The sequence below is a fragment of the Streptomyces sp. NPDC059003 genome (assembly GCF_042740445.1).
In the GTDB taxonomy this organism is placed as follows: Bacteria; Actinomycetota; Actinomycetes; order Streptomycetales; family Streptomycetaceae; genus Streptomyces.
This window is the reverse complement of the sequence record NZ_JBHYJH010000065.1, coordinates 1-24,098: the sequence shown is the minus strand read 5'-3', so window position 1 is coordinate 24,098 and position 24,098 is coordinate 1. Positions and strand designations below refer to the sequence as shown.

Here is a 24,098-nt window from a genome sequence, read left to right as displayed (position 1 = left end):
GGCCGGGGCTCGGGCGGCTTGCGGCTCGGACGGCCTGCGGCTCAGGCGGTCCAGTCGAGGATGACCTTGCCGCCGCGGCCGCTCGCCGCGTCGTCGAAGGCCTCCTGGAAGTCGCGGTACCCGTACCGCCCCGTGACCACGGGCGCCAGGTCGAGGCCGCCCTCGATGAGCACGGACATCGCGTACCACGTCTCGAACATCTCACGGCCGTAGATGCCCTTGATCGTGATCATGGAGGTGACGATCCGCGCCCAGTCGACCGCGAACTCCTCGGCGGGCAGGCCGAGCATGGCGATCTTGCCGCCGTGGGTCATGTTGGCGACCATGTCGCGCATCGCGCGGGGGTTGCCGGACATCTCCAGGCCGACGTCGAAGCCCTCGCGCAGGCCGAGCTCGCGCTGTCCGTCGGCGATGGTCGACTCGGCGACGTTGAGGGCGAGGCTGACGCCGGTCTTGCGGGCCAGCTGCAGGCGCTCCTCGCTGACGTCGGTGATGACCACGTTCCGGGCGCCCGCGTGCTTGGCGACGGCCGCGGCCATCAGGCCGATCGGGCCCGCGCCGGTGATCAGCACGTCCTCGCCGACCAGCGGGAACGACAGGGCCGTGTGCACGGCGTTGCCGAACGGGTCGAAGATCGCCGCGATGTCGAGGTCCACCGGCACCCGGTGCACCCACACGTTGCTCGCGGGCAGCGCCACGTACTCCGCGAACGCGCCGTCGCGGCCCACGCCGAGGCCCACCGTCGCCCGGCACAGGTGGCGCCGCCCGGCCAGACAGTTGCGGCACTTGCCGCACACCAGGTGGCCCTCGCCGCTCACCAGGTCGCCCGCCTTGACGTCGGCGACGTCACGGCCGGTCTCGACGACCTCGCCCACGAACTCGTGCCCGACGACCAGGGGTGCCTTGATCGCCTGCTGCGCCCAGCCGTCCCAGGCACGGATGTGCAGGTCGGTGCCGCAGATCCCGGTGCGCAGCACCTTGATCAGGACGTCGCCGGGCCCGATGACCGGCTCCGGCACTTCCATGAGGCGGAGCCCGGGCTCCGCCTTCTCCTTGACCAGCGCCTTCACGCGGCGACTCCTGTCGTCTGGCGGCCTTGTGTACCTCAGCAGCAATCTTCCGTAACCCTGGCCCCGGGTCCATCGAGGATTTCTTAAGCGCTGCCGCAGCTTTCCTTCAGACCCCAGGCACACGGGCCTCTTCCGGGTCTTCCGGCCGGCGCACCTGCCCCCGTTCGAAGTAGGCGGCCAGGTCCGGATCGACCGGCTCCACCTCGCGGGGCCTGCCGCCGTCCCGCAGCGACTGGGTCGCCCGCACACCCGCCGCGACGGCCATCCGGGCGGCCACCGGTGAGGTGTCGGTGCGTCCCCCGTGGCGTACGAAGCGGAGGAACTCGTCGATCAGGAGCGGGTCGGCGCCGCCGTGCCCGCCCTCGTCCTGGATGTCCGGCACCGGATACTCCGCGTCGGCGTCCGCGCGGTGGAGCGAGCGGCGCTTGTTCCACACCTTCACGACGCCGCCCGGTCCGTCGCCGATGTTCTCCAGGCGGCCCGCGTCGCCGATGACCGTGTAGTTGCGCCAGTAGTCGGGCGTGAAGTGGCACTGCTGGTAGGCCGCGAGCACGCCGTTGTCCAGGCGCAGGTTGACCAGGGACACGTCCTCGACGTCGATCACCGGGTTCAGGTCGCGCTGGGTGGCGGGCGGCCAGTGGCCGTCCTCGGTGTACCAGTCCGCCGTCTTGGGCTCGCCGGGCGCGCGGCTGTGCGGGATGCCGCCGTAGACCATGAGGTCGCCGAGCGCCTGCACCTGCCGGGTGTAGCCGCCCGCGAGCCAGTGCAGCACGTCCAGGTCGTGGGCGGCCTTCTGGAGCAGCAGGCCCGTGGTGTACCGCCGTTCGGCGTGCCAGTCCTTGAAGTACCAGTCGCCTCCGTAGCCCACGAAGTGGCGCACCCAGACCGTCTTGACCTCGCCTATCTCGCCGCGCGCCACGATGTCCCGCATCAGGCGGACGACCGGCATGTGGCGCATGTTGTGCCCGACGTACAGGCGCGTGCCGGTCTCGTACGCGGTCCGCAGGACGGCGTCGCACGCCTCGATGCCGACGTCCAGGGGCTTCTCGACGAAGACGGGCCGGCCCGCGCGCAGCGCGTCGCGGGCGAGCGGGGCGTGGGTGTGGTCGGGCGTGAGCACGACGACGGCGTCGACGTCCGGGGCCTCGATCACCTCGCGGGCGTCGCCGTGCGTGCGGGCGCCGGGGAGGTCCGCCGCCGCCCGGTCGCGCGCGGCCGCGTCGGGGTCGGCGACCGCGATGACGCGGGAGCCCGCGCCGGGCCGGTGCGCCGTGCGCGCGAGCGAGCCGCGCATCCCGTACCCGAGGACGCCGAGGCGCAGGTCGGTCATGGGGGGTTCCTTCCTCTCGTGGCTCGGGGGCTCATCGTGACCCGAGGACTTCACGTGCCTCCGGGGCTTCTCGTGGCCCATGGGCCCGGAAAGTAGTAATCGCTTACTGAAGCCGTCAACACCCCACTGCCGCCTCCCCCTTACACTCTGTCCCCGCCGCCCTCTGGCGCACTCCTGACCCGCAGTACACGCTTACTGCATGCCTTCCCCCGCACCCCACCTCGCGCTCCCGCCCACCGACCGCGTCCGCTCGCCCCTGACCGGCTGGACGCGCGCGCACTGGGAGGCGCTCGCCGACCGGCAGTTGGAGGCCCTCGTCCCCTATGCCACACCGCGCTTCGCGCAGTACCGCCTGCCGGGACGCGGGAGTTGGTCGGGGGTCGTCTCGGACGGCCTCGAAGGCTTCGCGCGCTCCTTCCTGCTCGCCTCCTTCCGGATCGCGGGAGCGGGCGGCGACGTCGACCCCCACCTGATCGAACGCTACGCGCAGGGTCTGACAACGGGCACGGACCCCGATCTGCGCGCCCGCGGCGACGGCGAGGCCTGGCCCGAACTCACCGACTGCTCCCAGCAGATGGTCGAGGCCGCGTCGGTCGCGATCGGCCTGCACGAGACCAGACCGTGGATCTGGGACCGGCTCGACGACCGCGCGCGGGACGGGGTCGTGGACTGGCTCTCCGGCTTCGTCGGCGCCCGCACGTGGGACAACAACTGGCGCCTGTTCCAGGTGGTCGCGGAGCAGTTCCTCGCGTCCGTCGGCGCGCCGCACCGCCAGGCCGACATCGACGCGGGGCTCGACCGCATCGAGGACTGGTACGTCGGCGACGGCTGGTACAGCGACGGCGACGGCCGCAACTTCGACTACTACGTGGGCTGGGCACTGCACCTGTACCCGCTGCTGTGGGCCCGCATGGCGGGCCGGGACGGCGACGGCGGGCGCGGCGAGGTCTACCGCGAGCGCCTCGCCCGGTTCCTCGCCGCGTACCCGCACTTCTTCGGCGCCGACGGCGCGCCCGTCCACCAGGGCCGCTCCCTGACGTACCGCATCGCCGCGACGGCGCCGGTGTGGCTGGGCGCCCTCACCGGCTGCTCACCGCTGGCCCCCGGGCTCACCCGGCGCCTGGCGTCGGGCACGGCACGGCACTTCGTGGAGCGCGGCGTCCCGGACGAGCGCGGTCTGCTGCCGCTCGGCTGGTACGGGACGTTCCTGCCGGCCACGCAGGCCTACTCGGGTCCCGCGTCACCGTACTGGGCGAGCAAAGGGTTCCTCGGGCTGCTGCTTCCGGCGGACCACCCCGTGTGGACGGATCGCGAACTCCCCCTCCCCGTGGAGGAGTCGGACCAGTACACGGCACTCCCGGGGCCCGGCTGGCTGCTGCACGGCACCCGGCACGACGGCATCGTCCGCCTCGTCAACCACGGCAGCGACCACGCCCCTACGGAGGGGCCCGCCACCGACGACCCCCACTACGCCAAGTTCGCCTACTCCACGGCGACGGCCCCGGACACCGCCTCCCGCGCGTGGGAGCGGAACATCGACAGCCATCTGGCACTGCTCGCCCCGGACGGCACGCCGTCGCGCCGACGCCGCATCCAGCCGCTGTTCTGCGCGGGCCGCACGGCCGCGTCGCGCTACGAGGCCCGCCTTCCCGGCACCGACGACGTGTTCCCGGTGCTGACCACGAGCCTCCTGCACGGGCCGTGGGAGATCCGCGTCCACCGGCTGAGCGCCCCGGCGGGGGCGACGGTCCGCGAGGGCGGCTACGCGGTGGCGGACACGGCCCGGCCGCACACGGAGGAGGGGCCCGGCTGGGCCCTCGCGCGCACCGGGTGCGGTCTGAGCAGCGTGCTGGTGGGGCTGCACGGCTGGGACGAGGGCGCAGGCGTCGGGCACCAGGTCGAGGCCAACGCCTTCGGCCCGCGCTCGGCGACGCCGTTCCTCCTGGCGCGCGACCACCCGGGCGGCACCAGCGTCCACGTCACCCTCGTGGCGCTCACCCGTGACGCCGTCCATCCGCACGGGCTCAAGGACGCGATCCGGTGCGCCGTGCACGGCGACACGGTGCGGATCACGTTCCCCGACGGCGACGACGTCACCCTGTGAACGTCACCAAGGCGCGTCCAGCTCGCCCTCCGCCTCCCGCCGGTGGATCCGGTCCGTCAGCTCCGCCGCCGTCGACTTGATCGTGTCGAGCCCGGCCCTGCCCCACGGCCGCGGCGCGACGTCCGCCACGCACACCGTGCCCAGCGCGATCCCGGTCCGGTCGATCAGCGGCGCGCCCAGATAGGACCGCACCCCCCACTCGTCGACCACCGGGTTCCCCGCGAACCGCGGGTAGTCGCACACGTCCTCGAGGACCAGCGCCTTGCCCCGCGCCACCACGTGCGGGCAGTACCCGCGGTCCCGCGGCACGCGGCGCCCCACGCCGCCCTCCACCACCGCGTCCGGCACGGCGTCCGGCCCGGCGGCACCGGCCGGTTCCCCGCCGCCGGGCACGCTCTCCGGCGCGTGCAGTCCGGCGTAGAACTGCCCGTTCTCGTCCAGGAAGTTGACCATGGCGTACGGCGCGTCCATGATCCGTGCGAGCCGGTCGGCGAACGCGTCGAGGGCGGGCTCCTCCCGCTCCCCCAGGCCGAGTTCGCGCAGCCGCCGCACCCGCGCCGACGCCTCCCTGTCGACCGGGGTCAGCAGCAGACGGCCGGTCGCTTCGTACATCATGTGCGTGCTCCATGGGTCATGTGTGGGCTCCGGAGGTGGGCGCCGCGGGGGCGTGGGCGAGCAGGTGCTTCACGAGCGTGAGCAGCGTCTGGATGCCGGAGCTCGAGATGCGCGCGTCGCACCGCACGACCGGCACCTGCGGGTCGAGGTCGATGGCGGTGCGCACCTCCTCCGGTTCGTAGCGGTAGGCGCCGTCGAATTCGTTCACGGCCACGACGAACCCCATGCCGCGCTGCTCGAAGAAGTCGACGGCGGCGAAGCAGTCCTCCAGGCGCCGCGTGTCGGCGAGCACCACCGCGCCGAGCGCCCCTTCGGACAGCTCGTCCCACATGAACCAGAAACGCTCCTGCCCCGGTGTGCCGAACAGATACAGCACGTGCTCGGGGTCGAGCGTGATCCGGCCGAAGTCCATCGCGACGGTCGTCGTGGTCTTGTTCTCCACTCCTGAGAGATCGTCGGTGGCTTCACTGACCGTGGTGAGCAACTCCTCCGTACTCAGCGGCGCGATCTCGCTGACCGCGCCCACGAAGGTCGTCTTGCCGACCCCGAACCCGCCCGCGACGAGGATCTTCAGCGCGGTGGGGAAGGGGTCAGAGCTGTCGTCGTAGTCCATCGAGCACTGCCTCCAACAGGGACCGGTCAGTGGGGTTGTGGTAGAAGTCCGGGGGTCTGGTGGTGAGGGCCCCGCAGTCGACGAGGTCGGACAGGAGCACCTTGGTCACGGCCACGGGCAGCTTCAGCTGGGCGGCGATCTCCGCGACCGACGTGGGCGCCTCGCACATCCCGAGCGCCAGCGTGTGCTCGGGGCTCAGATAGCCCGCGGGCGCGGTGCCGGTCGCCATCATCTGGGACAGCAGGTCAAGGCGTGCGGTCGGTCTGGTCCGTCCGTTGCTGACCGTGTAGGGGCGGATGAGGCGCCCGGCGGCATCGTCGAGCCATGGCCCGTCGTGCGGGGCCCCCACGCTCAGCGCCTCATCGACGCGGGCTCACCTGCGGGCTGCCGCGGCGCTGTGACCAGGTACGGGCGCACGCTCTTGACCAGCATCGCCATCTCGTACCCGAGCACCGCGGCGTCCGCGTCCCGGCCTGCGAGCACCGCGAGACACGTGCCGGACCCCGCGGTGGACACGAACAGCAGCGTGGAGTCGAGCTCCACGACCACTTGGCGCACGTCGCCGCCGTCCCCGAAGCGGACGCCCGCGCTGCGCCCCAGCGAGTAGAGCCCGGCGGCGAGCGCCGCCATGTGGTCGGCGCTGTCCGTGTCGAGGCCGTGGACCGACTTCACGAGTCCGTCGCAGGAGAGCAGGACGGCGCTGTGAGTGTGCGGTACGCGCTGCACGAGGCCGCTCATCAGCCAGTCGAGATCGGATACCTGGCCGGTCGGCACGTCGCTCGCCATGGTGGATCGACTCCTTGAAGTACGTATGTCTCGAGATGCTCGAGGTCTGCGGGGCAGACGGGGTGGGGGGTGGTGCGGTCAGCCGCCCTGGTCGCCGCGGTCGGGCCGGGCCGGGTGGCCCGTCCTGTCCGGTCGGTCGCCGTGGCCGGTGGGGACGCCGACCTCGTGGTCCTGCAGGGCCTCACGCGCCTGGGCGGCCTGGGCGAGCCCGATGCCGCGCTGGAAGGCGGCCATCAGACCGGGGTCGTGGCCGACGAGGTGGTCGTCGTCCGGGCGCGGAGCGGGGGCGTCGCGCAGCTGGGGGGCGAGGTGTTCCTGGGCGCGGCGCCGGGGCAGCTGGGGTTTGCCGACGCGGCCGCGTACGGCGCCGTTGCGGGGCAGCGGGGGTGTGGCGGTGTGCTCGGCGGTGACGTGCCGCTCCTCGGGGCGGATGCCGGGCACGGCTTCGGCGGGGGTGGGCCGGTCGCCGCGCGGGGCGCGTACGGGGAGCGGGGCGGGCGGGGTGCCGCCGTTCGCACCCTGGGCCTGGGGGGCGTGGGTCTTGGAGGCGCGGGGCTGCGGGGCCGCGGTGGCCGCCGGGTGGGCGGGGGGCTGGTAGGGGGCTCCGTCGGCGCCGCGCTGCTGGGGCTGAGGGACTTGCGGGGTCTGAGGGGCTTGCGGGGCCTGGGAAGCTTGCGGGGCCTGGGGAGCCTGGGAGATCGAGGGGGCTTGGGGGGCGGGCGGGTGCGCGGCGGTGGGGGCGGGCATCGGCTGCCGCGCGCCGTCCCGTACGCCGCCGGGGGCGCTCGGCGCCGTCCCGTGGGCGGCCGCCGAAGAGCCGAGGGTGCCGAGGGCGCCGTGGGCCGCCGCGCCGTGCGTCCCGTTCGCCCCCGTGCTGCCGCTGCGGCCGGCGGGCGAGCCGTCCTGCTCGGCACCGAGGAGTCCCTGCGGCACGATCAGGACGGCCTGCACGCCGCCGTAGATGTTGGTCTGGAGCCGCACCGCGATGCCGTGCCTGCGGGCGAGCGCGGACACGACGAAGAGGCCGATGCGCCCGTCCTGGAGGAGGCTCGCGACGTTCACCTGGTCGGGGTCGGCGAGCAGGTGGTTCATCCGGCTCTGCTCGGCGACGGGCATGCCGAGGCCGCGGTCCTCGACCTCGACGGCGAGCCCGGCCGTCACCAGGTTGGCGCGCAGCAGGACTTGGGTGTGCGGCGCGGAGAACACCGTGGCGTTCTCGACGAGTTCGGCCAAGAGGTGGATGACGTCGGCGACGGCGTGGCCGCGCAGGGTGCCGTCGATGGGCGGCACCAGCTTGACCCGCGAGTACTGCTCGACCTCGGCGATGGCCGAGCGGAGCACCTCCGTCATGGTCACGGGCCTGCTCCACTGGCGCCGCGACATGGCGCCGCCGAGCACGGCGAGGTTCTCGGCGTGCCGCCGGATGCGGGTCGCCAGGTGGTCGATGTTGAAGAGGCCCTTGAGGAGCTCGGGGTCCTCGACGGCGTTCTCCAGGTCGTCGAGGAGGGAGATCTCGCGGTGCACGAGGGACTGCAGGCGCCGGGCCAGGTTCACGAAGACCTCGACCTTCTGCTCGCTGCCCGCCTGGCTGGAGAGCTTGGCGGCCTGCACGACGGCGGTGACGGCGCCGTCGTGCGCGCGGGCCAGCTCGTCGGCGAGCAGGCCGAGTTCGTCGCCGGGCGGTGCGGGCGCGCGGGTGGCGGGCTCGCGCACCGCGGGGGCGTCGCCGCGGCGCAGCTGCTCGACGAGGGCGCACAGGTCACTCTGGCCGCGCGCGGTGGAGCGGCGCAGGGCGGCGACACGGTCGCGCAGGCCGCGCGCGGTGCGGTTGGCGGCCACCACGGCGATCACGATGCCGGTGAGGGCGAGCAGCGCCGCGGCGCCGAGCACGGCGACGAGCGGCTGCCGCGGCGGGGTCGGGCCGGTGCGGACGAGGTAGAGCACGGCGGCGCTGCCGCACAGGCCGACGGCGACGGCGGGCAGCACCGCGATGCGCAGGAGCTGGGGCCGTATGCGCGCCTCGGGCAGCGGTGGCGCGGCGCGGCTGCCGGTCCTGCCGTGCCGTCCGCCCTCACGGCGGTCTGCGCGTGCTGCCGGTGCGCGAAGGTGAGACATCAGCGTCCTCGGTACGTCGCGACGGGCGCCTCAGCGATGGGCTGCGGCACCTCGTCGATGGCATCGCGGTGCCGGCCGGCAGGCCGTGATGTGACCCCTGCGTCGCCCGACGGCCACACACGGTAGTCGCCAACGCATCACGTGCGGCGGGCAGTTGACAAAGTCCGGCGAGCAGCATCCCGCTCTGGTATGACGCCTCGCACGGCAGCGCGAAAACAGTCGTACGGCTGCGCGAATGCGGTCGTACAGCAGGCCGTACGACAGAACGGCGCGCCCGCCGGACGTCCGTTCCCGTCGCGCGCGCCGGGGCAGTGGCGGGCCCGGCCTGCGGCGGTTCCCCGGATGGCGGAAGCGTCCGTGCGCCGCAGCGCCGAGCCGTCGCGGCGCACGCGCGGGGGCCGCGCGCTGGGGGAACCCTTCGCCGGGTGCGCGAAGTTGACCGGACCTCGGCCCGCTCCGCTCGTCGGCCGACAGATGCGGTCAGGCCCTGTCCGATGGGCGCCGTCAGCGGAAGGGCGCCGTCGGCTGACAGGTGCCGTCAGCCGACGGGCGCGGTCTCCGGGTCGGACGCGTCCAGGGGCGGCTGCCGCCGGGCCTCGGCCGGGCCACCCTCCGCCGGGGCGACGGCGATGTCGCGCCACCACGGGGCGACCGGCATCGCGTCGGACGACGGCTCGAAGGGCTCGCCGGGGATGGGCAGCGCGACCGCGGCGCCCGCCGCACGGGCGGCGGCGAGCGTGCCCTCGCCGGGCTCCGACCAGGCGTGCGGCGCGAGGTTGAACGTGCCCCAGTGGATCGGGAGCAGCACGCCGCGCGGCCGTCCGCCCTGGAGGTCCAGGTGCGCGCGCAGGCCCTCTTCGGGCCGCATGTGGATGTCGGGCCAGAAGTCCGAGTACGCCCCGATCTGGATCATCGTGGCGTCGAACGGGCCGTACTGGGCGCCGATGTCCTCGAACCCCGGGAAGTAGCCGGTGTCGCCGCTGTGGAACACGCGGTGCTCGGGGCCCGTCACGCACCAGGACGCCCACAGCGTGTGCTGCTGGTTGCGCAGGCCGCGGCCGCAGAAGTGCCGCGCGGGCGTCGCCGTCAGGGTCAGGCCCGCGATCCGGGTGGACTCGTGCCAGTCGAGCTCGCGCAGGCGCTCCGCGGGCACGCCCCAGTGCTCCAGGTGCGCGCCGACGCCCAGCGGCACGGCGAACACCGTGTCCGTGCCCGCGAGCGCCTTGATGCTGGGCAGGTCCAGGTGGTCGTAGTGGTCGTGCGAGATGACGACCGCGTCGACCGGGCCGAGGGCCGCGAGCGGCACCGGCACGGGGTGCAGCCGCCGCGGCCCGGCGAAGGAGAACGGCGAGCACCGCTCGCCCCACACCGGGTCGAAGAGCACCCGGCGCCCGTCGATCTCGGCGAGGACGCTGGAGTGCCCCATCCAGGTGAGCCTGAGGCCGCTCGCCGGGGGCCTGGCCAGGTCCGCGAGCGTCGTCGCGTGCACCGGGACGTGGCCCGCGGGGGCGCGGCGGGCGCGGTCCTCCCTGCGGAAGTAGACCCGCGCGAACGCCAGGGCCGAGCCGGACGGTCTGGTCCGCGCTCCCACCGGGTTCTGGAACGAGCCGTTCGCGAAGTGCGGCGAGCTGTGGATGCGCGCGAGCCGCTCCCCGGCGGGCTCGGCGCCGAAGGCGACCGGCCGCAGCGAGCGGAGCATGGGGCTCAGGGAGCGGGACACGGCACCTCCAGGAACAGGCTGCTCAGGCTCCCCCCATTATGTGCGCCCCCTCTGACAGCGGCCGCCGGGACCGGCCTGAGGGCCGGTCTCACCACCGATGTCACATCCGCGCGTCCGTGATCCGTCTCCTCGGTGAAGCGGCGAAAAACGCCCCGTACGCCTTGGAGGTGGCCACCATGGCCCGCATCTCGCTCACCCCGCCCCGCTCGCTGCTCTTCCGCGCCATGGAGTGGTACTCGAAGCGCGCCTACGGCAAGGTCCTCGACCCGGGCAGGGCGATGGCCCACCACCGCCGGGTCCTCTGGTCCTACCTGCGCTTCGAGCAGTCCGTCGCCAAGTGGAAGAAGCTGGACGCGGGCCTGAAGGAGCTCGCCGTGATGGCGTCGGCGGCCTCGATCGGCTGCTCCTGGTGCATGGACTTCGGCTACTGGGAGGGCCACAAGCTCGGCATGGACCCGCAGAAGCTGCACGACGTGCCGCTGTGGCGCGAGAGCGAGGCCTACACGCCGCTGGAGCGCGACGTCATGGAGTACGCGGAGGCGGTGACGGCGACGCCGCCCGAGGTGGACGACGAGCTCGCGCGGCGGCTGCTCGGGCGGCTCGGCGAGCCCGCCTTCGTCGAGCTCACCACCATCGTGGCCGTCGAGAACCTGCGCTCGCGCTTCAACTCCGCGATGGGCCTGACCAGTCAGGGCTTCAAGGAGTTCTGCGACCTGCGCGACGCGCCGGCGCGGCAGGCCCACGAGGCCGGCTGACCGCACCGCAGGCCGCCCGTGGTGTACTGGCTACTGACTGGACATTCAGTAGCCATCCTCGGGAGACCGCATGCCCACGACCTCCGCGCCGACCGACTCGGCACCGACCGCCCCCGCCTCGGCACCGTCCGCCTCCGCCAACTCCGCGCCCTTCCTGTCGCTCACCTGGACCGACCACGTCACCGGCTGCCGGGGCTTCCTCGTCGTCGACCGGCTCGTGCGCGGCGTGTGCAGCGGAGGCCTGCGGATGCGGCCGGGCTGCACGCGCGAGGAGGTCGCCGGGCTCGCCCGCGGCATGACGATGAAGGAGGCCCTGCACTACGACCCGCGGGCCCGCTACATCCCGCTGGGCGGCGCCAAGGGCGGCATCGACTGCGACCCGCGGGACCCGGCGGCGTACGGCGTGCTCGTGCGCTATCTGCGCGCGATGCGCCCGTACGTCGAGTCCTGCTGGACCACCGGGGAGGACCTGGGCCTGACCCAGGACCTCGTCGACCGGGCCGCGGCGGAGGCGGGCCTGACCTCGTCCGTGCAGGCCGTCTACCCGCTCCTGGACGACGAGGCGGCGGCGCGGCGGCGGCTCGCGGACGCGTTCGCCGTCACGGTCGACGGGATCGGGCTCGACGCGCTCGTCGGCGGCTGCGGTGTCGCGGAGTCCGTGCTCACCGCGCTCGACGCGGCGGGCGTCGACCGCCGCCACGCGCGCGTGGCCGTGCAGGGCCTCGGCACCATGGGCGGCGCGACCGCCCGCTTCCTCGCGCGCGCGGGGCTCACGGTCGTGGCCGTCGCCGACATCAAGGGCACGGTCGCCAACCCGGAGGGCCTCGACGTGGAGGCGCTCCTGTCCGCCCGCGACGCGTACGGGACCGTCGACCGCACGGCGCTGCGCCCCGGCGACCAGGAGCTGCCCGACGACGCCTGGCTGAGCGCGGACGTCGAGGTCCTGGTGCCCGCCGCGGTGTCGTACGCCGTCGACGCGGCCAACCAGGACCGGATCACGGCCCGCTGGATCGCCGAGGCGGCGAACATGCCGGTCCTGCCGGAGGCGGAGCGGCTGCTCGCCGGGCGCGGCATCACGGTCCTGCCGGACGTCGTCGTGAACTCGGCCACCAACGCCTGGTGGTGGTGGACCCTGTTCGGCGACATCGGCTCCGCCTCCAGGGGTGCCGCCATGGCCGACGAGGCCTTCGCCCACACCCGCCGGTCCATGCGCGCCCTCGTCGAGCAGGTCCTCGCGCGCGCGGAGCGGGACGACACGACACCGCGCGCCGCCGCGCACGCCGTGGTCGACGACCGCCTGCCGGAGATCGCCGAACGGTTCGGCTGGTACGGCACGGCGCAGGTCCACCGGCAGGGGGCCGTCGCCCCGTAGGTGTTGCCCCGTAGGTACGGTGCTCAGCTGCCCCGTAGGTAAGGTGCACGGCGTGACGAGAGTGCGGCTGAGCGTGGTGGAGCGGCGGGTGGAGCTGCTGTCCGCCACCGTCGAGCAGATCGAGGCGCGGGGCGTGGCGGCCGTGCGCATCGCCGACGTCGCGGCCGCGCTCGGGGTGAGCAACGCGCTCGTCCTGTACCACTTCTCGACCAAGGACGAGCTGGTCGCCGCCGCGTTCGCCCACGCCGCGGAGGGCGACCTCGCGCGCCTGAACAAGCTCCTCGACCGCCGCACGACCACGGTGCGCAAGCTGCGGGCCGCGATCCGCTGGTACGCGCCGACGGGCCAGGCCAAGGGGTGGCGGCTGTGGATCGAGGGCTGGGCGGCGGCCGTGCGGGAACCCGCGCTGCGGGCGGTGACGCGCGATCTCGACCGGCGCTGGAAGGCGGCGCTCGCCGAGGTCATCGCGGAGGGCGTGGCCGCGGGCGAGTTCCGCTGCCCCGACCCGATGGGCGCGGCACTGCGCCTGACGGCCCTCCTCGACGGCCTCGCCGTCCAGATGACCGCCTACCCGGGCGCGCTGTCCCGTGCGCGGGCCCGGGCGTGGACGGACGAGGCCCTGGCCCGCGAGCTCGGCCTGACCCTCGCGGACCTGCGGGCCTGAGCCCCGCTCCTCCCCCGGGCCGACGGTCGGGTCGGGTCAGTCCAGCTCGTACGTGACGGTCAGCGTCACGTGGTCCTCGATCTCGCCGGGCGCGACCGGCACGGCGGCCGCGTCCTTGGCGAGGGCTTCCGTGGGCACGGCCATCGGGCGCGGGTACGCCCCGTCGCTCTCGCTGATCGAGACGACGCGACCGAGCCGCCGACCGCTCAGCTCCGCGTACTGCTCGGCCTTGGCGCGGGCGTCGTGGTACGCGGCCTCGCGCGCCCGCGCCCGCAGTTCGCCCTTGTCGGCGACGTCGAAGCTCACCCCGTGGATCCGGCCCGCGTCGCCGGCCGCGTCCATGGCGGCCTGGGCGACCCTGCCGGTGTCGGCCACCTCACGGACCTTGATCGAGAACGTCTGCGCGGCCTGGTAGCCGGTGAGCTTGGACGTCCCGTCCTTGTGCTCGTACACGGGCGACAGGCTGACGTTCTCCGTGCGGACGTCCCGCTCGGCGACGCCCGCGGCGCGCACGGCGGCGAGGAGCGCGTCGGCCGCCTTCTTGTGCGCCTTGAGCGCCTTCCCGGTCGTCGGCGCGGTCACCTCGACGCCCGCGGTGACGGTCGCCAGGTCCGGTGCGGCGCTCGCGCTGCCCGCGCCGGTGACGGTCACGGTGGCCGCGTCGGGGTCCCGCAGGGCGGCGGAGGCGGCAGGCGCGGCAGCCGCTTCGACCGCGACCGCGGGCGCGGCGGGCAGGCCGAACACGGCGAGCACGGCGACGGCCGCGGCGAGCGGGCGCCCGGGCCGGGCAGGGCGGCGTACGGGCCGAGTGAGGAGACGTACGGGCATGGCGGGGTCCTTCCGATGGGCCGGTCGTGCGCCCCCGAAGGGACGGCTGGCCGACATCCCAGCACCCGCGCACGCGCGCGTGAGGCCGCCACTCCCGCCCTGTCACTGCACCGGTCCAACCCCCCGGTCGCAGGTGCCGCAGGCAACTACAGGGGCATCAAGTCCGGCCGCTTGGCCTCCACATGGTCGCCCGACGACTCCCCGCGCAGCCGTCGCCCGATCCACGGCACCAGGTGCTCGCGCGCCCAGTGGATGTCGTCGCGCCGCTCCTCGAGCGTGCCGCGCGGCGGCAGCGGCGGCCACGGCTGCTCCGGGTCGGCGGGCACCCGCAGGCCGAGGACCTGGGCCGCGCGCAGCGCCACGCGCGTGTGCCCCTCGGGCGACAGGTGCAGGCGGTCGTCGTCCCAGGCCCGCCGGTCCTGCACGGACTTCAGCGACCACAGGTCGAGCACCGGGCAGCCGTACCGGTCGGCGACGGCGCGGACATGGCCGTTGTACGTGGCGATCTTGCCGCGCAGGTGCTTCAGGAGGGCCACGCCGCGGGTGTCGAACCCGGTGGTGACGACGACGGTGCCGACGGCCGACGCGAGGTCGGCGACGGCCCGCTCGAAGCGCTCGGCGACCTCGTCCGGGTCGGTGCCGGGGCGGATGATGTCGTTGCCGCCCGCGGCGAAGGTGACCAGGTCGGGCGCGAGCTCCTTCGCCCGCGGCACCTGGTCCGCGACGATCTGGTCGAGCAGCTTGCCGCGCACGGCGAGGTTGGCGTACCGGAACGTGTGCTCCGGGGCCAGGTCGTCGAGCAGGACGGCGAGCCGGTCGGCCCAGCCGATGAAGGACCCGTCGGGCCCGGGGTCCCCCACGCCCTCGGTGAAGCTGTCGCCGACCGCCGCGTAGGAGGCGAAGGTGTCCGTAGGTGCGCTGGGTGCGTTCTTGGTGAAAGGTGTCGACTCTGCTGTCACGTTGCCACATCTTTCCTGGCGGCAAGTGACCTACGCCATCGTAATAAGGGCTTGACGAGGGGTGATAAAGGCCATTGGTCAAGATTGCGCCAAGCCGGAATACGGTCCACGCGTCAGTCCGGCGTCGGCACGCGTCGCAGCCGGAACACCGCCGCGTCCAGGTCCCCGTGGAGACCGGTGCGCAGGCCGTGGTGGAGCAGCACGGCGCCGCGGTGCACCCGTCCCGTCTCGCGGCACTCGTACGCCGCCGCGGGGTCGAGCCCGCGCAGCCGCACCGGCGGCGGCTCCTCCCCGTACGACTGCGCCTGCAGCCAGGCGAGGACGACGGTCTCGTCCCCGAGGACGTACTGCGTGGCGCTCAGGCCGCCGTCCGGGGCGCGCAGGCGGTACTGCTCGCCGCGCTGCACCACGGGCCTGATCTGCTTGTACAGCTCCACCCAGCCGCGCGCTTCGGCGAGTTCGGCCGCGCTCCACCGGGTCAGGTCGCCGCCCACGCCGAGCACCCCGGCCATCGCGCTGACGAAGCGGAACCGCAGTGAACTCACCCGGCCGTTCAGCTGTGTGTTAGGGCTGTCGGTGACCCAGGCGGCCATCACGCGGGCCGGATGGAGTTGGCTGAAACCGTACTGAATGGCAAGCCGGTCCGACGGGTCGGTGTTGTCGGACGTCCACACCTGGTCGGTGCGGGAGAGGACGCCGAGGTCGACCCGGCCGCCGCCGCCCGAGCAGGACTCGAAGGCGACGGTGGGGTGCGCGGCCCGCAGCCGGTCGAGCAGGTCGTAGAAGGCGTGCACGTGGGCGGCCCACAGCCGTTGGGGGTAGGCGGCGCCCGGCCAGCCCGCGTCCGTGAAGCTGCGGTTGAAGTCCCACTTCACGTAGTCGACGGGCGCGCCGGACAGGAGCGCGTCGAGCTGTTCCCACAGGTGGTCCTGGACGTCGCGGCGGGCGAGGTTCAGGACGAGCTGGTTGCGGAACTCGGTGCGGCCGCGGCCCGGGTGGTGCTGGACCCAGTCGGGGTGCGCGCGGTACAGGTCGCTGTCCTGGTTGACCATCTCCGGCTCGACCCAGATGCCGAACCGCATGCCCAGGGCGTGCACCTCGTCCGCGAGCGGCTTGAGGCCGCCGGGGAAGCGGTCCGGGTTGGGTGTCCAGTCGCCGAGCCCGGCCCGGTCGCTGACGCGCCGTCCGAACCACGCGTCGTCGACGACGAACAGCTCCACGCCGAGCTCCGCGGCCCGCGCCGCGAGCGCCCGCTGCTGGTCGGCGGAGATGTCGAACCCGGTGGCCTCCCAGGAGTTGTAGAGCACGGGCCGCACCTCGTCGGCGTCCGGGATGACGTGCTCCCGCTGGTAGGCGTGCCAGGCCCGGCTCGCCCCGCCGAAGCCTCCGTCGCTCCACAGCCCCGCGAAGACGGGCGTGACCATGGCGGTGCCGGGGGCGAGCAGTGCCTGTCCGGAGTCGTCGTGCCCGGCGCCGCCCGTGATCTGCACGGCGCCGTCCGGGAGTTGGTGCACCGCGACGCGCCACGACCCGGACCAGGCGAGCGCGCAGCTGTAGACCTCGCCGCGCTCCTCGGTGGCGCCGTCGGCGTCGAGCGCCACCCAGGGCAGGTGCTCGTGGCCGGTGTGCCCGCGGCGGCTGCCGATGACCTTTTCGCCGTACGTGAGGTCGCCGCGTACGAGCCGGGACTCCGCCGCCCAGCGCCCGTGCAGCTGCGACAGGCGCCAGCGCTCGCGGCGCGGCAGCGTCCAGGTCGCCGAGTCGGCGCGCAGGACCTCCAGGTCCGGGTCGCCCTCGTCTCCTCGGTGGACGAGGACGGCGTACCGCTCGACGACGTCGCCGCGCAGCCGGTAGTCGAGCAGGACCTCCAGCCGGTGCACGGCGTCGGTGAAGGACAGCTGGAGCTCGTCCGCCTCGGCGCTCGCGCTCGTGAACCGCCACTCGGTGCCGCGCACCCCGCCGCCGCGTACGGAGAGCGCGGGGTGCACGAACCGGGGGCCGCCCTCGACGGGGTACTCCTCACGCCCGTCGAGACGCGACTCGAAGGGCCGCACGGCCCCCGGCGGCCCGGCGGCGAGTGCCTCGGCGTCGGCGAGCGCGAGGCGCGGGCCCCAGTGCAGGTGGAGCAGCTCGTCGCGGTTGGTGAGGTGGAGCGCGTAACTGCTGGTGGGGCCCGAGAGCAGCCAGGTGCGGCCGTCTTCGCCTACCTCGATCATCAAACCCCCAGGGGCCTACAGATCACGGGTCAACAGAAATCGACAGGCACGCGCGTCACCGCACATCTTCGAGCCCATCCGACCGCCGGGGCAACGCCCGTGCACGCCCCTCCGCGGCACTGATTGCCTGAGGAACCCATGTCGTATCGTCGAAGGCACAACCAGTGCGCAGTCCGATCATCGGCGCGGTCGACGACCCGCGCCGCCCGGGCCGCGGGGCGAGCCGCCCCCGCGCGAGTCCTCCGTGCCGTCCCCGATCAAGAGGAGACCCCGTGACGCAGCAGGTCCCGTCGACCGAACCCGACCTTGCCGGTGTGCGCAACTTCCGTGACGTGGGCGGCCTGCCGACCGTCGACGGCCGCCGGGTGCGCCACGGCGTCCTGTTCCGCAGCGGGCACCTCGCCCACGCCACCGCGGCCGACGCGACGTTCCTCTCCTCGCTCGGCCTGCGCACGGTCTTCGACTTCCGCAACGCCGCCGACCAGCGCCTGGAGGGCCCGGACGTCGAGCTGCCCGGCGTGCGCAACGTGAACCTGCCGCTGTCCGACCCGGCGGACGGCGCCGAGTTCTGGAAGATGGTCCGCGACGGCCACGTCGACGAGCTGCGCACGGTCCTGTCCGACGGCAGGGCGGCGGACCGCATGTCGGCCTCGTACCGCGTGATGATCAAGGAGCGGGCGCCCGAGCACAGCCGGGTCCTGCACGCCCTGGCCGAGGACAGCCTGCCCGCGCTCATGCACTGCGCGGCGGGCAAGGACCGCGCGGGCCTGTCGATCGCCGTGACGCTCCTCGCCGTCGGCGTGGAGCGGGAGGCCATCGAGGCGGACTACCTGAAGTCCAACGCGGCCCACCGCCGCTACAAGGTGCACCGCAGCAGCTCGTCGCCCGACGCCATGTCCCCCGAGGTCATGGCGCTCCTGAGCCCGCTGTTCGAGGCCCGCGCCGAGTACCTGGCGGCGGCCTTCACGACCATCGAGCAGACGTGGGGCGACACGGACACGTATCTCGCCCAGGGGCTCGGCCTGGCTCCGGAGACCCGTGACCGCCTGCGCGAGCGCCTCCTGGACTGACGGGCTCGGGGACCCCTACGGGTTCCCCTACTGGTTCTGGCCGCCGAGGACGAACAGCAGATAGATGAAGCCGGCGAACAGGTGGCCCACGGCGACGTAGATGATCAGCCGTATCCACAGGGCGCGCGGGAACTTCTCCTCCAGGACCATGCGGCGGCGGGGCTGGCCCGACTCCTGCGGTTCAGATTCCGTCATGTCGGTCTCCCCTGGTAGGGCCGCCGAGACAGAGCGCGGCGGCAGGGCTCTGCAGCAAGGTGTGCACGAAGAGGAAGTCGGCGCCGCCGTGGTCCACGGCGGCGATCCGGTGCGGTGTCAGCGAGTCGAAGTGCGCGCTGTCGCCGGGTGCGAGGGTGTACGAGGTGTCGCCGAGGCGCAGGCGCACCCGCCCTTGGAGGACGTACAGCCACTCCTCGCCCGGATGTACGCGGACGATGTCGCCCTGCGCGCCGTGCGGCACGTGCACGCGCAGGGCCTGCATGCCGCGGCCGGGAGAGCCCGCCTGCCAGTAGGTCCAGCCTCCGGCGGCGGTGGGCTCCATCTGCGGGGCGCGCACGACGGCGTCCCGGTCGGCGGGCGTCTCGCCGAGCAGCTCCGACACCGTCGTACCGTAGGTACGGGCGAGGGTGAGCAGCATCGGCAGGGACGGCTGGCGCTGCCCGGTCTCGAGCCGCGACAGGTGCGCGGGCGAGAGTCCCGCCGCACGGGCCGCGGCCTCCAGGGTCAGCACGGCACGGCGGCGCAGCTCACGCAGCTGAGGGGCGACGGCAGGCAGCGCGTCGGCCGCCTCCTCGTCGTCCGGGGTGGCATGGCTCATACGGTCGATTGAGCCAGAGCCTTACCTACGGGGCAAATTTATTGCCCCGTAGGCAAACGATCAGGATTCCCCACGGAGTCGGCCGCTCGACGGCTGCTCAGCGCCTCCTCCAGCGGCTCCTCAGGGGCTCCTCAGGAGATCCTCAGCGGCAGTTCCACACCGTCGGCTTGATCCGGCCGTCGGGGTTCTTCCAGCTCCGGCCGCCGAGGCTGTTGTCGCCACTGGTCGCGGCGAGTTCCAGGCCGAGCTCGGAGGTCTGCTTCAGCGTGGAGCTGAGCGTCGCCAGCTGCCACACGCCGTACTCCGTCGTGCCGGACGTATCGGTGACCCCGACGATCTGACCGTTGCGGTTGATGCCCCGGATGCCCTCGTTCCGCGGCAGCACCTGCGGCTGTCCGTCGCGGTCCCACAGCACGCCCAGGTGCGCGTAGCCGGGGTTGTAGGTCTTGACGTCGGCGACGACACGGCCGTTCGAGATTCCGCGCAGGGCGACGTCCCAAGCCCCCTTGGGGAGGGGCAGTGCGCGCGCCTTGCCGTCCTTCCAGAGGTAGGGGACCCGCGCGTTGCTGGGGCCCGCCAGGAGCAGCACGGTGCCGTCCTGGTCGATGCCCCACGGGATCGGCGTCTCCTCGGGCACTCCGGTCAGATCGACCACCTTCCCGGGCTGGTCGGCGGGCCAGATCACCGGACGGAAACGCCTGATGTTGTCGACGACCGTCCCGACGCTGCCGACGATGTCACCCTTGTCGTTGATGCCACGCACCGAAGAAACGTCGGTTCCGGCCGGTTCGGGCAGGCGCTCGATCTTGCCGTTGCGCGAACGAATGGCGTGGTAGTTCCCGTCCTTCCGGCGGGCAATTCCGATGACCGTCCCGGCGTCGTTCACCCCATCGATTTCGACCCCCTTCACATAGTCGGGGTCGTTCAGGTAGCCGTAGTCGGTGACCTTTCCGTTCTTCCACACCACGGCGTGGTTGTCTTTCCCGTAATTCGAGCCGTCCGTGGTCGTGCCCGCGTAACCGCCGCTGCCGTCGGCCGCGAACACCGTGCCGGTCGTCGCGCCGGCGGGTATCGGCAGGTTGGTCGGTGTCCACGCACAGGCCGCCGGTTCGGCGGCAGCGGCGGCGGGTGCCGCGACACCGACCAGCGACGCCACCAGACCCGCCGAAAGCAGGACGCCGGCGACACCATTCGTACGTCTCATGATTCTCCTCGGTTCATGCAACAAGGGCAGCAAGGACAGCGTGTTGCGTTCCCGAGCAAGCGTGTCAGTCACGCCCTCCATCAGAGGCGTCGGCGACGTCAAAAGGCCGCGGAATGGCGCAGGTTCAGCAAAGCCGCCGCTGCGCCATGGAACAGCGGGCCGGTACGTGATAATGCGTGCCGTCCTGCCGCCAGGACAGCCACCCACAAGTCAGCGGTTCGCCACCGCCTGCTTCACCAGCGTCTTCCCGAAGTCCCACATGAGACCGCCCCCGCTGTGCGCGTCATCCATGACCGCCGTGAAGGCCTCGACGAACCGGTCGACCTCCTTCTCCCCCACCGTCAGGGGCGGGATGAGCTTGATGACCTCCAGGTGGTCGCCGGACACCTGCGTGAGGATCCGGTGCTTCTGCAGCAGCGGTACGACGACCATCTGCGCGAACAGGCCCTTGCGCGCGGCCTGCAGCATCGCCCAGCGGCTGCGCAGCTTCAGCGACTTGGGCCTGCCGAACTCGATGCCGACCATCAGGCCGCGCCCGCGCACGTCACTGAGCAGTTCGTAGCGGTCCACCAGGGCCGTGAGCCTGGACTTCAGGAGCTCCCCCGTCACGCGCGCGTTCTCGACGGTCTTCTCGTCCCGCATGACGGCGAGGACGGCGAGCCCCGCCGCCATGGCCTGCGCGTTGGACCCGAAGCTCGCCGAGTGCACGAGCACGCGGTCCATCGACGAGTAGACCTTCTTGAAGATCCAGTCCTTGCCGAGGGTCGCCCCGACCGGGACGTAGCCGCCCGACAGCGCCTTGGCCACGCACACCAGGTCGGGCTCGACGCCCTCCTCGTGCTGGTGGGCGTAGAAGGCGCCGGTCCTGCCGAGGCCGGTCTGCACCTCGTCGGCGATGAGGAGCGCCTTGTGCTGGTGCAGGAGGTCCTGGGCGGCCCGCAGATAGCCGGGCGGAGTCTCGTGCACGCCCTTGCCCTGGATGGGCTCGACGATCAGCGCGGCGACGTCGCCGCGCCGCAGCTCCCGGCGCAGCGCGTCGAGGTCGCCGAGCGGCACCGCGGTGTCGGGGAGCAGCGGCGCGAAGCCGTCGCGGAAGCCGGTCTCGCCGTTCACCGAGAGCGACCCGGTGGTCAGGCCGTGGAAGGCGTGCGCGCAGTACAGGACACGCGGCCTGCCCGTCGCGTACCGCGCGAACTTCAGGGCGGTCTCCACGGCTTCGGTGCCGCTGTTGCCGAAGAACACCCGGTCCAGGTACGGGCTGTGCCGCAGCAGTTCCTCCGCGAGGAGTCCGGGCAGCGGCTGGCAGTCGAAGCGCGTCAGGTCGGCGAGCGAGGCGTCGAGCACGTCGTGCAGCGCCTTGCGTACGACGGGGTGGTGGCGGCCGAGCCCCATCACGCCGAAGCCGGCGAGCATGTCGAGGTAGTCGTTGCCGTCCGCGTCCCAGAAGTAGGCGCCCTCGGCGCGCTCGTAGACCTTGTCGAAGCCGATGGTGTGGAGCATGCGCGGCAGCTGGTGGTTGAGGTGGCGGGTGTGCAGTTCGTACCGCTCTCCGCCGCGCTCGGCGAGCAGTCTGCCGAGGTCGAACTCCTTGCTCATGCTGGTCATGCCCGGTTCTCCTCGCCGGCCGCACCGGCTCGCTCCATGCCGGCCGCACCGGCCCGCTCGTCGCCGGCTGTGGCACCGGCCCGCTCGTTGCGGGCAGTGGCACCGGCCCGCTCCTCGCCGGTGGCACCGGCCGCTTCCTCGGCCCCGGCCTCGACGGCGGCCCCCTGCGCGCCGATGCCGACCGCACCTGCCGTCCCTTCCGCCCCTGCCGTCCCTTCCATCCCTTCCGCCCCGGCCGCCGCCTTGCGGGCGATCGTCGCGCTGATCCGCCCGGCGATCTCGGCCGGGGTGAGTCCCAGGTCCGCGAGGACCTCGCCGCGCTTGGCGTGCGCGAGGAACTGCTCCGGGATGCCGAACCGCCGTACGGGGATGTCCACTTCGGCGTCCGCGAGCGCGAGGGCGACCGCCGCGCCGACGCCGGACGCCCGGCTGTTGTCCTCGACGACCGCGACCAGGCGGTGCCGCGCGGCCAGCGGCGGCAGCTCCGCGTCGACGGGCTTGACCCAGCGCGGGTCGACCACGGTGCAGCCGATCCCCCGCTCCCGCAGCAGCTCGGCGGCCCGGAGGCAGACGGGGGCCAGCACGCCGACGGCGACGAGCAGCACGTCCGGGTCCGGGTCCGCGGCGAGGACGTCCATCCCGCCGACGCGGTCGACCGCCGGGATCGGAGACCCGACCGACTCCTTCGGGAAGCGCAGGACCGTGGGCGCGTCGTCGACGGCGATCGCTTCGCGCAGCTGGACGCGCAGCTGGTCGGCGTCGCGCGGCGCCGCGAGTCTGAGGCCCGGTACGACCTGGAGGACCGACATGTCCCACATGCCGTTGTGTGACGGTCCGTCAACTCCGGTGACTCCGGCCCGGTCGAGCACGAACGTCACCCCGCACCGGTGCAGCGCGACGTCCATCAGGAGCTGGTCGAAGGCGCGGTTGAGGAAGGTGGCGTAGACCGCGACGACGGGGTGCAGGCCGCCGGTGGCGAGCCCGGCCGCGGACACCGCCGCGTGCTGCTCGGCGATCCCGACGTCCCACACGCGGTCCGGGTAGGCCTCGGCGAACTTGGTGAGCCCCACCGGGTGCAGCATGGCCGCAGTGATCGCCACGACGTCGTCGCGCTCGGCGCCGATCCGCACGAGCTCGTCACCGAACACCGACGTCCACGAGGGGCCGTTGGACGGGGCGAGCGGCTCGCAGGTCAGCGGGTCCATGACGCCGACGGTGTGGAAGCGGTCGGCGTCGTCGGCGAGCGCGGGTTCGTAGCCGCGGCCCTTCTCGGTGAGGCAGTGGACGAGCACGGGACCGTGGAAGCGCTTCGCGCGGCGCAGCGCCGACTCCACGGCCCTGGTGTCGTGCCCGTCGATCGGCCCGACGTACTTCAGGCCCAGGTCCTCGAACATGCCCTGCGGCGCGAAGGCGTCCTTGAAGCCCTTCTTGGCGCCGTGCAGCGACTCGTACAGCGTCCGGCCGACGACGGGGGTGCGCTGGAGGACGTCCTTGCCCCAGGCGAGCACCTGCTCGTAGCCGTCGGTGGTGCGCAGCGTGGCGAGGTGGTTGGCGAGGCCGCCGATGGTGGGGGCGTAGCTGCGCTCGTTGTCGTTCACGACGATGATCAGCGGCCGGTCCTTCGCGGCCGCGATGTTGTTGAGCGCCTCCCACGCCATGCCGCCGGTGAGCGCGCCGTCGCCGATGACGGCCACGACGTGCCCGCGCTCGCCGAGCACCTGGCGGGCCTTGGCGAGCCCGTCCGCCCAGCCGAGCGCGGTCGACGCGTGGCTGTTCTCGACGATGTCGTGCTCGGACTCCTCGCGCGACGGATAGCCGGACAGGCCGCCCTTGCCGCGCAGCTTGGAGAAGTCCTGCCGCCCGGTGAGCAGCTTGTGTACGTAGCTCTGGTGGCCGGTGTCCCAGACGATGCGGTCGACGGGTGACTCGAAGACGCGGTGCAGGGCGATGGTGAGCTCCACCACCCCCAGGTTGGGCCCGAGATGTCCGCCGGTCCTCGCGACCGCGTGGACCAGGAACTCCCTGATCTCCTCCGCCAGTTCGCCAAGGTCGGCCTCGGTCAGCGCCTTCAGGTCCCGCGGCCCCCGGATGGTCTCCAGAATGGTCATGCTCGGGCCCCCTTACTGGTTCGTTCCCGGCTCGCCGTTCGGCGTGCCGCTCAGCTCACGGTGATGTCGGGCACCCCGGCGGGGACGCCTGTGGCCTCCATCTGCTCGGCGATCTTCATGGCCTCGTCGATCAGGGTCTCCACGATCTTC

General features: G+C 73.2%; 20 protein-coding genes and 1 pseudogene. 5 read left to right on the top strand and 16 right to left on the bottom strand.

Annotated features, from left to right (window positions below; all coding sequences use genetic code 11):
• Window positions 1-41: 41 nt before the first annotated feature.
• Both tdh and ACFWZ5_RS22700 read right to left on the bottom strand, forming a co-directional pair.
• On the bottom strand, window positions 42-1,070 hold the full coding sequence (tdh, locus tag ACFWZ5_RS22705; RefSeq protein WP_384797368.1) for an L-threonine 3-dehydrogenase: 1,029 nt from the start codon (window positions 1,068-1,070) through the stop codon (window positions 42-44).
• A gap of 106 nt (window positions 1,071-1,176) precedes the next feature.
• A complete protein-coding gene (locus tag ACFWZ5_RS22700) occupies window positions 1,177-2,400 on the bottom strand; it encodes a Gfo/Idh/MocA family protein (protein ID WP_384797365.1) in 1,224 nt (407 codons plus the stop codon).
• Between the two features lie 199 nt (window positions 2,401-2,599).
• Here ACFWZ5_RS22700 and ACFWZ5_RS22695 point away from each other — a divergent pair, with 199 nt between their 5' ends.
• Window positions 2,600-4,504 carry a DUF2264 domain-containing protein gene (locus ACFWZ5_RS22695; protein ID WP_384797362.1) on the top strand — a complete coding sequence of 635 codons (1,905 nt, stop codon included), beginning with the start codon at window positions 2,600-2,602 and terminating at the stop codon, window positions 4,502-4,504.
• A gap of 3 nt (window positions 4,505-4,507) precedes the next feature.
• Here ACFWZ5_RS22695 and ACFWZ5_RS22690 read toward each other — a convergent pair whose 3' ends face one another.
• The 6 genes from ACFWZ5_RS22690 to ACFWZ5_RS22665 all read right to left on the bottom strand — a co-directional run bounded on the left by ACFWZ5_RS22690 (window position 4,508) and on the right by ACFWZ5_RS22665 (window position 10,332).
• On the bottom strand, window positions 4,508-5,119 hold the full coding sequence (locus tag ACFWZ5_RS22690; RefSeq protein WP_384797359.1) for a GAF domain-containing protein: 612 nt from the start codon (window positions 5,117-5,119) through the stop codon (window positions 4,508-4,510).
• Between the two features lie 16 nt (window positions 5,120-5,135).
• Window positions 5,136-5,732: an ATP/GTP-binding protein gene (locus tag ACFWZ5_RS22685; RefSeq protein ID WP_384797356.1), complete on the bottom strand. Its 597-nt coding sequence runs from the start codon at window positions 5,730-5,732 to the stop codon at window positions 5,136-5,138.
• Window positions 5,710-6,081 (bottom strand): DUF742 domain-containing protein, encoded by a 372-nt coding sequence (locus ACFWZ5_RS22680; protein ID WP_384797353.1) that lies wholly within the window; start codon window positions 6,079-6,081, stop codon window positions 5,710-5,712. The genes ACFWZ5_RS22685 and ACFWZ5_RS22680 overlap by 23 nt, the downstream gene beginning before the upstream one ends.
• A 2-nt stretch (window positions 6,082-6,083) precedes the next feature.
• A complete protein-coding gene (locus ACFWZ5_RS22675) occupies window positions 6,084-6,518 on the bottom strand; it encodes a roadblock/LC7 domain-containing protein (protein ID WP_384797350.1) in 435 nt (144 codons plus the stop codon).
• A gap of 78 nt (window positions 6,519-6,596) precedes the next feature.
• Window positions 6,597-8,633, bottom strand: a complete 2,037-nt coding sequence (locus ACFWZ5_RS22670; protein ID WP_384797347.1) for a sensor histidine kinase — start codon at window positions 8,631-8,633, stop codon at window positions 6,597-6,599.
• A 538-nt stretch (window positions 8,634-9,171) separates the two neighbouring features.
• Window positions 9,172-10,332 carry an MBL fold metallo-hydrolase gene (locus ACFWZ5_RS22665; RefSeq protein WP_384797377.1) on the bottom strand — a complete coding sequence of 387 codons (1,161 nt, stop codon included), beginning with the start codon at window positions 10,330-10,332 and terminating at the stop codon, window positions 9,172-9,174.
• 197 nt (window positions 10,333-10,529) lie between these two features.
• On the opposite strand from ACFWZ5_RS22665, the gene ACFWZ5_RS22660 reads away from it, so the two are divergent.
• From ACFWZ5_RS22660 to ACFWZ5_RS22650, 3 genes are all read left to right on the top strand, one after another.
• Window positions 10,530-11,108, top strand: coding sequence for a carboxymuconolactone decarboxylase family protein (locus ACFWZ5_RS22660; protein ID WP_384797344.1), 579 nt, complete (start codon window positions 10,530-10,532; stop codon window positions 11,106-11,108).
• A gap of 70 nt (window positions 11,109-11,178) precedes the next feature.
• Entirely contained in the window at window positions 11,179-12,480 is a 1,302-nt protein-coding gene (locus ACFWZ5_RS22655; protein ID WP_384797341.1) for a Glu/Leu/Phe/Val dehydrogenase dimerization domain-containing protein, read from the top strand.
• A 52-nt stretch (window positions 12,481-12,532) separates the two neighbouring features.
• Window positions 12,533-13,144, top strand: coding sequence for a TetR/AcrR family transcriptional regulator (locus ACFWZ5_RS22650; RefSeq protein ID WP_384797338.1), 612 nt, complete (start codon window positions 12,533-12,535; stop codon window positions 13,142-13,144).
• A 36-nt stretch (window positions 13,145-13,180) separates the two neighbouring features.
• Here the strand turns inward: ACFWZ5_RS22650 and ACFWZ5_RS22645 are convergent, their stop codons facing one another.
• The 3 genes from ACFWZ5_RS22645 to ACFWZ5_RS22635 form a co-directional block, all read right to left on the bottom strand.
• A complete protein-coding gene (locus tag ACFWZ5_RS22645) occupies window positions 13,181-13,972 on the bottom strand; it encodes an SIMPL domain-containing protein (protein WP_384797335.1) in 792 nt (263 codons plus the stop codon).
• 146 nt (window positions 13,973-14,118) lie between these two features.
• Complete coding sequence (locus tag ACFWZ5_RS22640; protein WP_384797332.1) at window positions 14,119-14,931, bottom strand: SGNH/GDSL hydrolase family protein; 813 nt, start codon at window positions 14,929-14,931, stop codon at window positions 14,119-14,121.
• Between the two features lie 113 nt (window positions 14,932-15,044).
• A complete protein-coding gene (locus tag ACFWZ5_RS22635) occupies window positions 15,045-17,147 on the bottom strand; it encodes an alpha-galactosidase (RefSeq protein WP_384797329.1) in 2,103 nt (700 codons plus the stop codon).
• A gap of 272 nt (window positions 17,148-17,419) precedes the next feature.
• Here ACFWZ5_RS22635 and ACFWZ5_RS22630 point away from each other — a divergent pair, with 272 nt between their 5' ends.
• Window positions 17,420-18,217 carry a tyrosine-protein phosphatase gene (locus tag ACFWZ5_RS22630; RefSeq protein ID WP_384797326.1) on the top strand — a complete coding sequence of 266 codons (798 nt, stop codon included), beginning with the start codon at window positions 17,420-17,422 and terminating at the stop codon, window positions 18,215-18,217.
• 27 nt (window positions 18,218-18,244) lie between these two features.
• On the opposite strand, the gene ACFWZ5_RS22625 is transcribed toward ACFWZ5_RS22630, so the two are convergent.
• The 5 genes and pseudogenes from ACFWZ5_RS22625 to dxs all read right to left on the bottom strand — a co-directional run.
• Window positions 18,245-18,367 carry a DUF6126 family protein gene (locus ACFWZ5_RS22625; protein WP_384797374.1) on the bottom strand — a complete coding sequence of 41 codons (123 nt, stop codon included), beginning with the start codon at window positions 18,365-18,367 and terminating at the stop codon, window positions 18,245-18,247.
• A gap of 31 nt (window positions 18,368-18,398) precedes the next feature.
• Complete coding sequence (locus ACFWZ5_RS22620; RefSeq protein ID WP_384797323.1) at window positions 18,399-19,031, bottom strand: helix-turn-helix domain-containing protein; 633 nt, start codon at window positions 19,029-19,031, stop codon at window positions 18,399-18,401.
• Window positions 19,032-19,173: 142 nt separating this feature from the next.
• A complete protein-coding gene (locus ACFWZ5_RS22615; protein ID WP_384797320.1) occupies window positions 19,174-20,235 on the bottom strand; it encodes a hypothetical protein in 1,062 nt (353 codons plus the stop codon).
• A 210-nt stretch (window positions 20,236-20,445) separates the two neighbouring features.
• The gene (locus ACFWZ5_RS22610) at window positions 20,446-21,840 is read right to left on the bottom strand and encodes an aspartate aminotransferase family protein (RefSeq protein ID WP_384797317.1); all 1,395 of its coding nucleotides are present in this window, start codon (window positions 21,838-21,840) and stop codon (window positions 20,446-20,448) included.
• A 226-nt stretch (window positions 21,841-22,066) separates the two neighbouring features.
• Window positions 22,067-23,948 (bottom strand): annotated as a pseudogene (gene dxs, locus ACFWZ5_RS22605) (1-deoxy-D-xylulose-5-phosphate synthase); the annotation flags it as partial.
• Window positions 23,949-24,098: the final 150 nt, after the last annotated feature.

Excerpts from the sequence above, each read along its gene's own strand:
- ACFWZ5_RS22700 (WP_384797365.1), bottom strand. The coding sequence starts at position 2,400 with ATGACCGACCTGCGCCTCGGCGTCCTCGGGTACGGGATGCGCGGCTCG.
- ACFWZ5_RS22695 (WP_384797362.1), top strand. The coding sequence starts at position 2,600 with ATGCCTTCCCCCGCACCCCACCTCGCGCTCCCGCCCACCGACCGCGTC.
- ACFWZ5_RS22690 (WP_384797359.1), bottom strand. The coding sequence starts at position 5,119 with ATGATGTACGAAGCGACCGGCCGTCTGCTGCTGACCCCGGTCGACAGG.
- ACFWZ5_RS22685 (WP_384797356.1), bottom strand. The coding sequence starts at position 5,732 with ATGGACTACGACGACAGCTCTGACCCCTTCCCCACCGCGCTGAAGATC.
- ACFWZ5_RS22675 (WP_384797350.1), bottom strand. The coding sequence starts at position 6,518 with ATGGCGAGCGACGTGCCGACCGGCCAGGTATCCGATCTCGACTGGCTG.
- ACFWZ5_RS22670 (WP_384797347.1), bottom strand. The coding sequence starts at position 8,633 with ATGTCTCACCTTCGCGCACCGGCAGCACGCGCAGACCGCCGTGAGGGC.
- ACFWZ5_RS22665 (WP_384797377.1), bottom strand. The coding sequence starts at position 10,332 with ATGCTCCGCTCGCTGCGGCCGGTCGCCTTCGGCGCCGAGCCCGCCGGG.
- ACFWZ5_RS22660 (WP_384797344.1), top strand. The coding sequence starts at position 10,530 with ATGGCCCGCATCTCGCTCACCCCGCCCCGCTCGCTGCTCTTCCGCGCC.
- ACFWZ5_RS22655 (WP_384797341.1), top strand. The coding sequence starts at position 11,179 with ATGCCCACGACCTCCGCGCCGACCGACTCGGCACCGACCGCCCCCGCC.
- ACFWZ5_RS22645 (WP_384797335.1), bottom strand. The coding sequence starts at position 13,972 with ATGCCCGTACGTCTCCTCACTCGGCCCGTACGCCGCCCTGCCCGGCCC.
- ACFWZ5_RS22635 (WP_384797329.1), bottom strand. The coding sequence starts at position 17,147 with ATGATCGAGGTAGGCGAAGACGGCCGCACCTGGCTGCTCTCGGGCCCC.
- ACFWZ5_RS22625 (WP_384797374.1), bottom strand. The coding sequence starts at position 18,367 with ATGGTCCTGGAGGAGAAGTTCCCGCGCGCCCTGTGGATACGGCTGATC.
- ACFWZ5_RS22620 (WP_384797323.1), bottom strand. The coding sequence starts at position 19,031 with ATGAGCCATGCCACCCCGGACGACGAGGAGGCGGCCGACGCGCTGCCT.
- ACFWZ5_RS22615 (WP_384797320.1), bottom strand. The coding sequence starts at position 20,235 with ATGAGACGTACGAATGGTGTCGCCGGCGTCCTGCTTTCGGCGGGTCTG.
- ACFWZ5_RS22610 (WP_384797317.1), bottom strand. The coding sequence starts at position 21,840 with ATGACCAGCATGAGCAAGGAGTTCGACCTCGGCAGACTGCTCGCCGAG.